Genomic DNA, 12,891 nt, shown 5'->3' on the forward strand with positions numbered 1-12,891 from the left:
AGGGGGGCGAAAGCCCCCCTTTTCGTCCCTTCCATCGGGCTTACTGGACGATTTCGAAGGTGATCGTGACGCTTGTCGTCAATCCCACCTCGCCCGCCGCGACCGGCACGGCATCGGCCGCCGCCTCGGCCATGCGATACATCGGCATCGGACCGGGGTTGTAGCCGCCGCTTTCGGCCATCGACACGATACGCCCCAGCTTGGCCCCTGCGGCCCCCACCAGCAACTCGGCCCGTTTCCTTGCCGCGTTCACCGCATCGACCCGCGCTTTGTCGAGCGCGGGTTCGGGATCGTTCAGGCCAAAGCTGATCCCGTTCAGCGTATTCGCCCCGTCGGTGATGGCCGCGTCCAGCACCTGCCCCACCGTGTCAAGCTTGCGCACCCGCACCGTCACCTGGTTCATCGCGATATAGCCCACGATCTTCGGAGCCTGCGTGCCATCGTTCTGCTGCCAGTTCGGGTTCAGCGACAGGTTCGAGGTCTGCACATCGCGATCCTCGATCCCCGCAGCCTTCAGCCGCTCCATCACCGCCGTCAGCGCGGTGGAATTGGCCTCCATCGCCTCGCCCGCCGTCACGCCCTGCGTGGTGACGCCCAGCGACACGGTGGCAAGATCGGGGGCCGCGACAACATTTCCCTCGCCCGTCACCGTGATCGTGGCGGGCTGGACGGTTTCCTCCGCCAGAACGGGGGCTGCAAAAGGCAACAGGACGGCCAGACAAAGGGCAGGGATATAGCGCATTTCGGTCACTCCTTGATCGGCTGCACATTGGCGCGCCACAGGTGTTGCGGACAAGCGGTTTGACTGCCTTTTCCTTCCCTTCGGCGAAAAGCTGCTGTAACAGGATTCCGACCCCCGGCGCCACGTTTCCGCAATCCCAGAACCTGTGCTAGACCCGCGTAATGAAACCAAGTTTTGCCCTGAACTTCACGGATGACAGCGTCTCCCTGCTGCACAGGACCAAGCGCGGCTGGCTCGAAGTCGGGCGCACGGCCTATGACACGCCCGACCTGCCCGAAGCGCTGGCCTACATGCGGGCGACCGCCCTCGGCCTCTCGCCGCAGGGCGTGACGACCAAGCTGGTCATCCCCCCCTCGCAGGTGCGCTATTTCACCATCGCTGCCCCCGGCCCGGACGAGGCTGCGCGCCGCGCACAGATCGCCGCCGCACTCGACGGGCGCACCCCCTATGCGACCGAGGATCTTGCCTTCGACTGGTCGGGCAGCGGGCCGGAAGTCACCGTCGCAGTCGTCGCCCGCGAAACGCTGGCCGAGGCCGAGGCTTTCGCCAGCGAACACCGTTTCGCCCCCCTGTCTTTCGTCACCCGCCCTCCGGCCGAGGGCGAAGGCGCATCCTTCGGGGCCGAGCCGTGGTTCGGCCTGACAGCGCATGCATCCCGCGTGCTGTCGGGCGGCGAAACCGTCGAGCGTGACGCCGAGCCCCTCAACATCCTGTCCCGCGCCCTGCCGCAGGCCAAGGCCCCCGAACCCAGGCCCGCAGAATCCGGGCCTGCAGAAACCGGGCCCGCCGAAACGGAAACCGTCGCGGCAGACCCGCTGCCCGAACCCGAGCCGGAACCCGAGCCGACGCCAGAGCCGGAGCCGACGCCGGAACCCGCGCCTGAACAGGAGCCGGAACCCGAACCGCTGCCCGAACCGCTGCCCGAACCCGTTCCGGCACCCGAACTGCCCGAAGCGGAACCCGAATTGCCCGAGGCGGAACCCCTCGGCATCCCGCAGCCCGATATCTCGCCCGAACCGGCCCCCGAACCCGAACCCGAACCTGCCGGAATGCCGGGCTTCGATCCGCCTGACGACCCCGTCGTCATGGCGGACAAGGCCGCCTCCGCGCCCTCCGACAGCGCCTCAACGCCCGAAGACCGCGCCGATAGCGACGAAGCCCCGATGGCCCTCGACGTCGAAGAGGATGACCCCATCGTCAAATCGCCGCTCGCAGCGCCCGCAAAGCGGCCCGAGACGGCGCAGGTCACGGCAAACACGCTTTTGCCGGTCGAAGACGATGTGGCTCCGGTTCCGATGGGGGGCTTCACCAGCCGCCGCACGCCCGCCCTTGCAGGGGCCACCGCCGCCGCTGCGGCAGGCATCGCCCGCCGTCTCGGGGCCGCCTCGCGCATGGGGGCCGCGGGCGCCAAGGCCCGCGCCGTGCCGCGCCCCAAGGCAAGCCCGAAACTGGGCTATCCCGAAATTCCCGATGCAGGCGCGCCGCAGCGGCCCTCACCCGCAGCGGCTCCGGCCGTAGCTGCGGCACAGCAGCCCCCCGCTGCACTCGCCGCAGCGCCGCGCATCGCCGCCCCGCCCGCTGCCGCCCCGCCCACCGTCGCCCCGTCCACCGTCGCCGGAGCAGCGCCTGCCGTGACCAAGCCCGTCGCCCGCCCCGCGACGGCCCGCAGCACGCCGAAATCCTTCGGCACGGCACAGGGCAAGGCCGGTGGCAAACCGCGCTACCTCGGCCTCATCCTGACGGGCCTGCTGCTTGTCATGCTCGCTCTGGCGGCGGCGATCTCGTCCTTCTACGTCGCCCGCAACGACGCCACCCCGCCCGAACCGGCAACCGCCCTCGCCTCTGCCGACAGCACGGGCAGCGCCGATCCGGCAGCGCAAGGTCTTGCGGGCGAAACCGATCCCACGATCACCGACGAAATGCTTGCCGACGGTCAGGACCCTGACACGCTGGCCGATCCGTCGGGTGCCGATGTCACGGCCGCCGACCTCGGCGTTCCCGAAACCGCAGCCCCCGCCCCCGCAGCCCAAAGCGCCATCCCCGCGATGCAATCGGCCACGGCAGGCACAGCCCGGGGCGGGGACGAGATTTTCCTTTCGGCCTCCGACATGGCACCCGCGCCCGTCGATGCCGCAGCCCTGCCCCTGCCCGAAGCGCGCGGAGACCCCGCGCCCGATGCGCCGCTGCCACCGCCCGCCTTCGGCACGGTCTACCAGTTCGACGCCAACGGCCTCATCCGCCCAACGCCCGAGGGGATCACCACGCCCGAGGGCGTTCTTCTTGTGGCGGGCAAGCCTCCGGTCGTTCCGCCCGCGCGCCCTGCCGGTCTTGCGCCCGCCGCACCCACGCCCGAGGCAACGACCGCCCCCGATGCCGCGACAGGCGGCCAGACCGGCCTTGTCCCCGCCGATCCGGCGCTGCGCGGCAAACGCCCGCTCGCCCGCCCCGCGACCATCGTCGCCCTTCCGGCCGCGCCCGAAGCCGCCCCCGATGCCGCCGCCACCCAACCTGACAGCCGCCTTGCGGGTCTGCGCCCGCTGGCGCGCCCTGCATCCATCGCCCCCGCCCAGCCGCAAGACGGCACCCTTGCCCTTGTCGCACCCGATGGCGCGATCACCCCTCTCGGCGGTCTGACCCTCTCGCCGCGCCCCGCCGCCCGCCCCGATGCGATGGCAAACGCGGTCGCCGCCGCCGTCGCCGCCGCAGCCAGCGCCCCCATCCCCGACACCCCCATCATCGACGACGGCAACGTCACCCCCGAGACCGAACAGGAACCCGAAGTCGCCTCTGCCGCGCCCTCGATCCCGACAAAGGCCAACGTCGCCAAGGAAGCCACGGTCAAGAACGCGATCAACCTCGGCAAGCTCGCCCTCATCGGGGTCTATGGCACGCAGTCGAACCGCTATGCCCTCGTCCGGCAGGCCAATGGCCGCATCGTCAAGGTCAGCGCCGGAGACCGGATCGACGGGGGCCGCGTCGCTGCCGTAACCGACAGCGAAGTGCGCTACGAAAAGCGCGGGCAAATCCTCGTTCTCTCGATGCCGCGCGGCTAGTCCGCGTCCCGACACAGACCAGACACCGGCCCGCGACAGGGCAGACAGGACAGAATGGAAGGCATACTGCTTCAGGCCAGCATGTATCTGGGCGCCGCCGTGCTGATCGTGCCGCTTGCGGTGCGCTTCGGTCTCGGCTCGGTGCTGGGATATCTGGCGGCGGGCATCCTCGTCGGTCCGGTCCTCGGCATCGCCGGCACCGAATCCAAGGATTTGCAGCATTTCGCCGAATTCGGCGTCGTGCTGATGCTGTTCCTCATCGGGCTCGAACTCGAACCCAAAACCCTGTGGAACATGCGCCACAAGCTCATCGGCCTCGGCGGTGCGCAGGTGGTGCTGACAACGCTTGCCATCGCGGCGGCGCTCATGCTGCTCGGCCTCGTCTGGCAGGTGGCGCTGACGCTGGGTCTGGTGATGTCGCTGTCCTCGACCGCCATCGTGCTGCAAACCCTGACCGAAAAGAACCTGATGCGCACGGCGGGGGGGCGGTCATCCTTTTCCGTCCTGCTCACGCAGGATATCGCCGTCGTGCCGATGCTGGCCTTCCTGCCGCTGCTGGCCCTTCCGGCGATCACCTCGACCGGCCCCACGGCGCAGCAATTCGGCATCACCAATGCCACCGACACCGCCGCAATCCCCGAAAACGCCGCCGAACCGCTGCTGACGCTGGTCGACAAACTGCCCAACTGGGCCGCCACCGCACTGACGCTTGCCATCGTCGCGGGCATCGTGCTGGCGGGGCATTTCCTGACCCGCCCCGTGTTCCGCTTCGTCCACGCCGCGCGCCTGCCCGAGATGTCGACCTTCATCTCGCTGCTCATCGTGTTCGGCATCGCCTTCTCGATGATGCTCGTCGGCCTGTCGCCCGCGCTCGGCACCTTCGTCGCGGGGGTCGTCCTCGCCAACTCGGAATTCCGCCACCAGATCGAGGCCGACATCAAACCCTTCAAGGGCCTGCTGCTCGGCCTGTTCTTCATGACGGTGGGCATCGGGATCGACACCCGCACCCTGCTTGACGAACCGGTCACCGTTCTGGGCCTGACGCTCGGGCTTATCGCGATCAAGGCCACCGTGCTCTTCGGCCTGTCGCTGGTGTTCCGCATGCGCGGACAAGACCGCATCCTCTTCAGCCTCGGCCTTGCACAGGCGGGTGAATTCGGCTTCGTCCTCGTGTCCTTCGCGCGCCAGCAGGGCATCTTCTCGGCCAGCCGCGGCGAGATGGCGCTTCTGGTCATCAGCCTGTCCATGCTGCTGACCCCGCTGCTGTTCTTCGGCTTCGAGCACCTCTCCCAGCGCCTGCGCGCCCGCACCCCCGAACGCGCCCCCGACGAGATCGACGAGAAAGGCCGCGTCATCATCGCGGGCATCGGCCGTTTCGGTCAGGTGGTCAACCGCCTCGTCCGCATGTCGGGCCTCTCCACCGTCGTCCTCGACGCCGATGCGGGCACCATCGAAACCATGCGCCGCTTCGGGGTAAAGGGTTTCTTCGGCGACCCGACGCGCCCCGAACTCCTCGAAGCGGCAGGCCTCGCGGATGCCGCCGTTCTGGTCGTCGCGGTCGATGATGCCGACAACGCCACCAAGATCGTGCGCTTCGCCCGCAGCCAGCGCCCCGACCTGCACATTGTCGCCCGCGCCCGCGACCGCGTGCATGTCTACGAACTCTATCAGGCCGGCGCGTCCGACATCGTGCGCGAGACCTTCGACTCGAGCATCCGCGCAGGCCGCTACGTGCTTGAAAACATGGGATTCACCGAATACGAGGCCGCCAAGCTGTCGCAAACCTATTTCAAGGTCGACCGTGGCGCGATGCGCGATCTGGCGCAGCTCTGGGTCCCGGGCCAGCCGGTCCACCTCAACGATGCCTACGTCGAACGCGCCAAGCAGCTTGACCGCGATCTCGAAACCGCCCTCATCGAAGAGCTGTACGAGGTCGAGCCGATGCAGGCCGATTCCTCGTCGGATCCGGTCCCTGCCCCCGAAACGCCGCCGTCAAGCGCCTGAAACGCCCGCCTCGGCAAAGGTCGCCATGCCCGAATGGCAGGCAATCGCGCCCTTCAGCACGCCGATGGCCAGCGCCGCCCCCGACCCTTCGCCAAGCCGCAGCCCAAGGTTCAGCAGCGGCTCCTTGCCCAGCGCGGAAAGCAACTTGCCATGCGCGCCCTCGGCGCTCAGATGGCCCGCCACGCAATGGTCCAGCGCCCCCGCCACCGTCTTTTCCAGCACCGCCGCCGATGCGGTGCAGATAAACCCGTCCAGAATGACCGGAATACGCAAGGCCCGCGCCCGCGCGATCGCGCCCGCCATCGCGGCAAGCTCGCGCCCGCCAAGGCAGCGCATCACCTCGAGCGCATCGCCAAGAACCGCCGCATGCAGCGCCAGCCCCGCATCGACCACCCGCGCCTTGCGGGCCAGCCCCGCATCGTCCACGCCGGTCCCGCGCCCTACCCAAGACGCTCCGCCTCCGCCGAACAGCGCCGCCGCCAGCGCCGCCGCCGGGGTGGTGTTGCCGATCCCCATCTCGCCCACCACCACTAGGTCGGCCCCCGCGTCGACTGCGTTCCAACCCGTGGCAAGGGCGGCCACCACCTCGGCCTCGTCCATCGCGGCACCTCGGGTGAAATCGGCCGTCGGACGGTCCAGCTCCAGCGCATGCACCGACATCGACGCCCCGAAGGCTTTCGACAGCTGGTTGATCGCCGCCCCGCCCGCGTGGAAATTGCCGACCATCTGCACCGTCACCTCGGCCGGAAAGGCCGAAACGCCCTGCGCCACCACCCCGTGATTGCCCGCAAAGACAATGACCTGCGGCCGGTCGCAATGCGGCTTGTCCGTGCCCTGCCACCCTCCGGCCCAGATCGCCAGATCCTCCAGCCGGCCCAAAGCCCCCGGCGGCTTGGTCAACTGCCCGTTGCGCGCCGCAGCCCCCGCCAGCGCGGCCGCATCGACCATCGGCATCGCCTGCAACACAGCGCGGAATTCGGAAAGCGAGGCGAAGGAAGCGGTCATGTCGGTCTCTTTCAATGATAGGCCAATGCTGCTTGCGCATTGAAGCCTTGGTCCTGCTTGGCTACCTAAGGCACAGGGCAAAGGCCAGTCGGGAAAGGACACATCCATGCGACCCAGCGACACGGATCCCGCCCGCCTTGCGCTGCAAGACCTCGTCTCGGCCTTCGGCCTGCTCACCCGCCTGCCCGTGCCGCAGGGCTGGCCGATGCGCGGCGCCGCATCTGCATGGGCCTGGCCCGTCGTCGGCCTTGCCGTGGCGCTGGTCGCCGCCGCCGCAGGCTCGCTCGCCCTCGCCCTCGGCCTGCCCGCAGGGGTCGCCGCAGCGGTGACCCTCGCCGCCTCGGCCCTCGTGACGGGGGCGATGCACGAAGACGGCCTTGCCGACACGACCGACGGCCTCTTCGGGGGCTGGAGCCGCGAACGCCGGCTCGAGATCATGAAAGACAGCGCCATCGGCAGCTACGGCACGCTGGCCCTCGTCTTCACCGCCCTCACCCGCTGGTCCGCGCTGACCGCCCTCATGGCTGCCGGGGCGCATTGGGCGGGCCTCGTCGCCGCCGCAGCCCTTGGCCGCGCCGCTATGGCGGTGGTGATGCAGGCCCTGCCCAATGCCCGCGACACCGGCCTTTCGTCCAGCGTGGGCCGCCCCGGCCCCCGCATCGCCGCAGCCTCGGCAGCCATCGCCCTCGTGATTGCCGCCCTCGCGACCGGCACGGCCAGCTTCGCCATCGTCCCGACCGCCGCCCTCGCAGCGCTTGCCGTGGCACTTCTCGCCCGCGCCCGCATCGGCGGACAGACCGGCGACATCCTCGGCGCGACCCAGTTCCTTGCCGAAACCGCCGCCCTCGCCACCGCGGCAGCCCTGCTCGTGTAAGACCGCCGCCCGCTTCCTCTTGCCGCAAATATCCTCGGGGGGGTCCGGGGGGCAGAATGCCCCCCGGCCTTTGGCCCCAAAGCAAAGGGCCGCAGGGTTTCCCCCGCGGCCCGAGCATTCAATTCAATTCAATTCAACGCAAGATCAGGCCGCGCGGCCGGTCAGCACCGAACCCACGGTTTTCTGCGCGCCCGCCTCGTCCACGCCCGACACGGCAGCGACTTCGCGGGTCAGGCGCTCCAGCGCCGCTTCGTAAAGCTGGCGCTCGGAATAGCTCTGCTCGCGCTGGTCGTCGGTGCGGTGCAGGTCGCGCACCACTTCCGCGATGGACAGCAGATCGCCCGAGTTGATCTTCTGTTCATATTCCTGCGCACGGCGCGACCACATCGCCCGCTTGACCCGCGCCTTGCCCTTCAGCGTGTCGAGCGCCTTGGTCACGATATCGGGCGACGAAAGCTGCCGCATCCCGATCTCGGTCGCCTTGTGCGTCGGCACGCGCAGGGTCATCTTGTCCTTCTCGAACGAGATCACGAACAGCTCGAGATGCAGACCCGCAATCTCCTGTTCCTCGATCGAGATGATCCGGCCCACGCCATGCGCGGGGTAAACGACGAACTCGTTCGGGCGAAAATCAGGCTTCTTCGACTTGGTCATTCAACGTTCCCTCAGGGGACCCCCGATCCGGCGACAAAGAAACCGACCGGACCCTTGCGAACCCCGGCAGAACGGTCAGTTTGTCACAGGAAAACCCCACTCAGGCGAGCAGCACTGAGTCAGGCATCAGGCTTCCGTGCTAGTTTGTGCAGAGTGTATACCACAAAAACACCGTGATTCCAACTGCGCCGAACGGTTTGCGTTCTGCCGGATGCCTTGAAATTACGCATTTATCCACAGCCATGTCACAGACGCATGACAGTCATGCCGAATCATCGGCACATCTTTTTCACAGGCGTTAACCGTGACGCGGCGGGGTCAGTTCCCCTCGCCGGCCGCTTCCGAGAAGTATTTGGCCAGTTTGCCCGTCTCGCCATCCTTGGCCTCGGCGTCGGGCAGCGGGTCTTTCTTCACGGTGATGACCGGCCACATTTCCGAATATTTCCGGTTGAACGACACCCATTCGTCCATATCCGGCTCGGTATCGGGGCGGATCGCATCGGCGGGGCATTCGGGCTCGCACACGCCGCAGTCGATGCATTCATCCGGATGGATGACCAGCATGTTCTCGCCCTCGTAGAAGCAGTCCACCGGACACACCTCGACGCAATCGGTGTATTTGCAGGCGATGCAATTGTCGGTCACCACATAGGTCATGGCCGTCTCCTTCGAATGTCGGTCGCCTGACTAAGCCGCTTTGGCGGATCATTCAAGCGGGGCAATCGTCTCATCTTCGCCCTGTTGCGCGTCGAGATCGTCATAAAGCCGCTGCGCCTCGTCGGCAGGCCCGCGCCGGTAGCCCAGCGCCGTGACGCGGATCACGCGGATGCGGTTGGCCTGCGGAAAGGTCAGCACATCCCCGACGCCCACCCCGTGCCCCGGCTTGCGCGTCGGCTGGCCGTTGATGCGCAGATGCCCGCCCTCGGCCAGATCGGCGGCCAAGGCGCGGGACTTGAAGAACCGCGCCTGCCATAGCCATTTGTCCACCCGCAAGCTGGGGCGTTGGGCAGGGTTGGGCCTTGCCGAGGGTCCGGCCAAATCAGCTCCGGTTTTTCAACGCTGCCAGAACGGCAAAAGGGTTGTCCGGATCGATCGGCTTTTCGGCGCGCGGCGGGCGGGCCTCGAAAGACTTCGCCCCCTGCGGCTTTCCGCCACGCTCGCCCCGGTCTCCACCACGGTCACCACGGTCGCCCGGCTTGCCGCCCTTGGGCTTGTTGCCCTTGTAGCCGCCGCCCTTGCCCTCGCCGCCCCGCTCGCCACCACGGTCGCGGCGCTCGCCCTGCGGACGTTCGCCCTTCGGACGCTCGGCCCCCGCCTCGCCGGCAGGCTTTTCGCCCTCGGCGGGCTTCGGACCGCGCGGCGCACCCCGTTCGGGCCGCGGCCCGCGCTCGGGCCGCTGGAAGCGCGGCTTGGGTGCCCAGGTAAAGGTATAATAGGCTTCCATCTCGACCGGAGCCGCCTCGGCGCCCTCCTCCGCGACGGGTTCGGGTTCCGGCGGCGGAGCCAGCACCGACACCTCCTCGGGGATCGGCGCGGTCGATTGCGGCGCGTCAAGCTTGGCCGGCTCGACGACCTTGGCCTTGGGCCGCTCGGCCTTTTCACCCTTGTAGCCCAGCCCCGCCATCAAGTCGGCAAACTGGTCCAGCGTCATGCCGGTGATCGACAGCATCTCGGGTGCCGCCTCGAAGCCCGCGCGGCTGTCCTTGGCGCGCAGCAGATCGGCCAGACGCTCCAGCATGTCGATGCGGATCGCACGGCTTCCGGCGGGATGATAGCCCGACAGAGTGTAATGCTGCTTCGGCACCTCGGTGATGTTCGGAATCGTCACCAGACCGGGCGGCGGGCTTTCGGGGAATTCGTCCAGATTGTTCCACAGCGACCACAGCACCAGCCGCAACCGGGTCGGCGCGGGCTTGAGCAGCGCGGGCAGGAAGACCGTGAACTGGCCGAACCGCACGCCATGCTTGCGCAACGCGCCCCGCGCTTCCTGATCGAGTTGCTTGACTTCCTCGTTCACCGCATCGCGCGGCAAAACCCCCAGCGCCTCGACCAGCCTAAAGGCGAAGCCGCGGGCAAGCCCCGTCAGCGCCTCGTCACGGCTCATCGCGGTCAGCGGCTCGAACAGCGCGGCTGTCTTGCGGTCGATGAAATGCTGCAAGCGGCGCTTCACCTTCTCGGCCACATCCGGCCCCGCCTCGTCATCGACGAAGGCATCGACCGATGCGCGCAGCACCTCGGGGCCTTTCACCAGCTTGCCGACGGCCGTGGTTCCCCACATCAGCCCGCCCTGCTCGGTGAAATCCAGTTCCGTGTCGGGCGCGTTGTAGAAACGGTCCGCCCGCAGGTGGAACTCGGGCTTCAGCGCCTGCACCGCCGCCTGACGCAGCGTCCGCGCCTCGTCGGGTGACGAGGACGCGTCCTGATGGAAACGGAACCCCTCGAGACGGCCGACGAACTCGCCTTCGACCGTCACTTCACCCTTGTCATTCACCTCGGCCACGAGGGTCTCCTTCTGCTTCAACCGCCGCATCAGCACGCTCGTGCGCCGGTCAACAAATCTTTGCGTCAGACGTGCGTGCAGCGCATCCGACAGGCGGTCTTCTACAGCGCGAGTCTCGTCGCGCCAATGCATTTCGTCATCGACCCACCCTTTGCGCTGCGCCACATAGGTCCAGGTGCGGATATAGGCCAACCGTTTCGAGATCGCGTCGATGTCGCCATCCGTCTTGTCGATCCTCGAAACCGCCTTGGCAAGCCAGTCGCTCGGAACGCGCCCTTTCTTCAGGAACTCGTACAGACGCGCAAGCAGACTTGCGTGTTCCATGCCCGAAGACGACCGGAAATCCGGCACGCGGCACACATCCCACAGCAGGCGCACATCCGCCGGACCCTTCAGACGGTCGCGCACCTCGGGCATTTCCGAAAGGGCCTTCAGCGCCAGAACGTCATCGGCATCGCGCGCGCGCGACAGCCAGTCGTTGCTCGTCGGCGCCTCGAGCGACCGCACCAGCCGCTCGACCGTGCCGAACTCCAGCCCCTCGTTGCGCCATTGCAGCTTCTTGACGGGGGCGAAGCGGTGGTTCTCGATGGCCTCGACCAGATCCTCGTCAAGGGGCCGCGCCTCGCCCGTCACCCCGAAGGTGCCGTTCTCGGTATGCCGCCCCGCCCGCCCCGCGATCTGCGCCAGCTCTTGCGGATAAAGCGCCCGCATCCGCCGCCCGTCGAACTTGGCCGTGCTGGAAAAGGCGACGTGATGGATATCGAGGTTCAGCCCCATCCCGATGGCATCGGTGGCCACCAGATAATCCACATCGCCATTCTGGTACAAAGCCACCTGCGCATTGCGCGTGCGGGGCGACAGCGCCCCCATGACCACGGCACAGCCGCCCTTCTGGCGGCGGATCAGCTCGGCGATGGCATAGACGTTTTCAACCGAAAAGCCCACGATCGCGCTGCGTGCAGGCATCCGGCTTATCTTTTTCGAACCTGTGTAGGTCAGCGTCGACAGACGGTCGCGCTTCATGAACTGCACACCCGGCACCAGCGCCGCTATCGCGGGGCGCATGGTGTCCGATCCCAGAAACAGCGTCTCGTGCAGCCCCCGCGCCCGCAGCAGACGGTCGGTGAACACATGCCCCCGCTCGGGGTCGGCGCAGAGCTGGATCTCGTCCACCGCCACGAAATCGGCACCGATCTCGAGCGGCATCGCCTCGACCGTGCAGACCCAGTATTGCGCCCGCTCGGGCACGATCCGCTCTTCCCCCGTCACCAGCGCCACGACCGAAGGCCCCCGCTGGGCCACGCAACGGTCATAGACCTCGCGCGCAAGCAGACGCAGCGGCAGGCCGATCACCCCCGTCCGGTGTGCCAGCATCCGGGTGATGGCGTAATGCGTCTTGCCGGTGTTCGTCGGCCCGAGGACCGCCGTAACCCGTGAGGTCGTGCCCATATCGTCTCTCTGTCAGAGGTCCTGCCCGGCTGCCTCGGCCTCAAGCCGTTGGACAGAATCCAATACCCCGCTCAGGTGGGGATGTATAGCCAAGGCCGCCTTGTAGACCTCGAGCGCCTTCTTGGGCTGGTCGAGTTGCTCGAAGATCATCCCGAGGCCCGCAAGCGCCCCGAAATGCCGCGGGTTCAGCGTCAGCACATGGGCGATGTCCTGCACGGCGGGGCCAAGCTCGCCCATCTGGTAATAGGCCGTGGCCCGTGCGTTCCAGCCTTCGGCGAAATCCGGCGCATGGTCGGTCAGCGCGGTCAGATGTTCGATCGCCGCAGGCAAATCCCCCTCGGCCATCGCCTTGCGCCCGCGCTCCAGCAGCAGGTCCATCGCGGGCGAGCCGGACTTGGACCATTCGTTCCAGATTTCCTGCTCGATCCGCCCCGACGCCTGCGCGTCCGACGTTTTCAGCTCGTCAAACAGCTTGTCCAAAGCCGCATCGTCCGCGAAAACCGGCCATGCCAGCGCGAAAACGGCCAGAACTGCCGCAACGAGACGATTGTGAAATGGCATCCGCGCTTCCATAACTGCATAGGTAACGCAACCGCGCCGAAACGCCAGA

10 protein-coding genes are annotated in these 12,891 nt (G+C 67.7%); 3 read left to right on the forward strand and 7 right to left on the reverse strand.

Going from position 1 to position 12,891, the window contains the following annotated elements:
- Window positions 1-40: 40 nt before the first annotated feature.
- Complete coding sequence (locus tag H7F16_RS00170) at window positions 41-742, reverse strand: SIMPL domain-containing protein (protein WP_185795539.1); 702 nt, start codon at window positions 740-742, stop codon at window positions 41-43.
- 161 nt (window positions 743-903) lie between these two features.
- On the opposite strand from H7F16_RS00170, the gene H7F16_RS00175 reads away from it, so the two are divergent.
- Both H7F16_RS00175 and H7F16_RS00180 read left to right on the forward strand, forming a co-directional pair.
- Complete coding sequence (locus H7F16_RS00175; protein WP_185795540.1) at window positions 904-3,795, forward strand: translation initiation factor 2; 2,892 nt, start codon at window positions 904-906, stop codon at window positions 3,793-3,795.
- Window positions 3,796-3,849: 54 nt separating this feature from the next.
- Window positions 3,850-5,799: a cation:proton antiporter domain-containing protein gene (locus tag H7F16_RS00180; protein WP_185795541.1), complete on the forward strand. Its 1,950-nt coding sequence runs from the start codon at window positions 3,850-3,852 to the stop codon at window positions 5,797-5,799.
- Here the strand turns inward: H7F16_RS00180 and cobT are convergent.
- Complete coding sequence (gene cobT, locus H7F16_RS00185; RefSeq protein ID WP_185795542.1) at window positions 5,788-6,804, reverse strand: nicotinate-nucleotide--dimethylbenzimidazole phosphoribosyltransferase; 1,017 nt, start codon at window positions 6,802-6,804, stop codon at window positions 5,788-5,790. The genes H7F16_RS00180 and cobT overlap by 12 nt on opposite strands.
- A 106-nt stretch (window positions 6,805-6,910) precedes the next feature.
- On the opposite strand from cobT, the gene H7F16_RS00190 reads away from it, so the two are divergent.
- Window positions 6,911-7,678, forward strand: a complete 768-nt coding sequence (locus H7F16_RS00190; protein ID WP_185795543.1) for an adenosylcobinamide-GDP ribazoletransferase — start codon at window positions 6,911-6,913, stop codon at window positions 7,676-7,678.
- A 144-nt stretch (window positions 7,679-7,822) separates the two neighbouring features.
- Here the strand turns inward: H7F16_RS00190 and H7F16_RS00195 are convergent, their stop codons facing one another.
- From H7F16_RS00195 to H7F16_RS00215, 5 genes are all read right to left on the reverse strand, one after another.
- Window positions 7,823-8,332, reverse strand: a complete 510-nt coding sequence (locus H7F16_RS00195; protein ID WP_185795544.1) for a CarD family transcriptional regulator — start codon at window positions 8,330-8,332, stop codon at window positions 7,823-7,825.
- 318 nt (window positions 8,333-8,650) lie between these two features.
- Window positions 8,651-8,989 carry a ferredoxin FdxA gene (gene fdxA, locus H7F16_RS00200; protein ID WP_185795545.1) on the reverse strand — a complete coding sequence of 113 codons (339 nt, stop codon included), beginning with the start codon at window positions 8,987-8,989 and terminating at the stop codon, window positions 8,651-8,653.
- A gap of 48 nt (window positions 8,990-9,037) precedes the next feature.
- Window positions 9,038-9,319 carry an RNA-binding S4 domain-containing protein gene (locus H7F16_RS00205; protein WP_338401928.1) on the reverse strand — a complete coding sequence of 94 codons (282 nt, stop codon included), beginning with the start codon at window positions 9,317-9,319 and terminating at the stop codon, window positions 9,038-9,040.
- A gap of 52 nt (window positions 9,320-9,371) precedes the next feature.
- Entirely contained in the window at window positions 9,372-12,281 is a 2,910-nt protein-coding gene (locus H7F16_RS00210) for a helicase-related protein (protein ID WP_185795547.1), read from the reverse strand.
- A 12-nt stretch (window positions 12,282-12,293) separates the two neighbouring features.
- Window positions 12,294-12,842 carry a tetratricopeptide repeat protein gene (locus H7F16_RS00215; protein ID WP_241741101.1) on the reverse strand — a complete coding sequence of 183 codons (549 nt, stop codon included), beginning with the start codon at window positions 12,840-12,842 and terminating at the stop codon, window positions 12,294-12,296.
- Window positions 12,843-12,891: the final 49 nt, after the last annotated feature.

The sequence above is a fragment of the Paragemmobacter straminiformis genome, from assembly GCF_014243445.1.
GTDB lineage: Bacteria > Pseudomonadota > Alphaproteobacteria > Rhodobacterales > Rhodobacteraceae > Paragemmobacter > Paragemmobacter straminiformis.

Bases quoted from the DNA above. Each gene is read 5' to 3' on its own strand.
- H7F16_RS00170 (WP_185795539.1), bottom strand. From the start codon at position 742: ATGCGCTATATCCCTGCCCTTTGTCTGGCCGTCCTGTTGCCTTTTGCA.
- H7F16_RS00175 (WP_185795540.1), top strand. From the start codon at position 904: ATGAAACCAAGTTTTGCCCTGAACTTCACGGATGACAGCGTCTCCCTG.
- H7F16_RS00180 (WP_185795541.1), top strand. From the start codon at position 3,850: ATGGAAGGCATACTGCTTCAGGCCAGCATGTATCTGGGCGCCGCCGTG.
- cobT (WP_185795542.1), bottom strand. From the start codon at position 6,804: ATGACCGCTTCCTTCGCCTCGCTTTCCGAATTCCGCGCTGTGTTGCAG.
- H7F16_RS00190 (WP_185795543.1), top strand. From the start codon at position 6,911: ATGCGACCCAGCGACACGGATCCCGCCCGCCTTGCGCTGCAAGACCTC.
- H7F16_RS00195 (WP_185795544.1), bottom strand. From the start codon at position 8,332: ATGACCAAGTCGAAGAAGCCTGATTTTCGCCCGAACGAGTTCGTCGTT.
- fdxA (WP_185795545.1), bottom strand. From the start codon at position 8,989: ATGACCTATGTGGTGACCGACAATTGCATCGCCTGCAAATACACCGAT.
- H7F16_RS00210 (WP_185795547.1), bottom strand. From the start codon at position 12,281: ATGGGCACGACCTCACGGGTTACGGCGGTCCTCGGGCCGACGAACACC.
- H7F16_RS00215 (WP_241741101.1), bottom strand. From the start codon at position 12,842: ATGCCATTTCACAATCGTCTCGTTGCGGCAGTTCTGGCCGTTTTCGCG.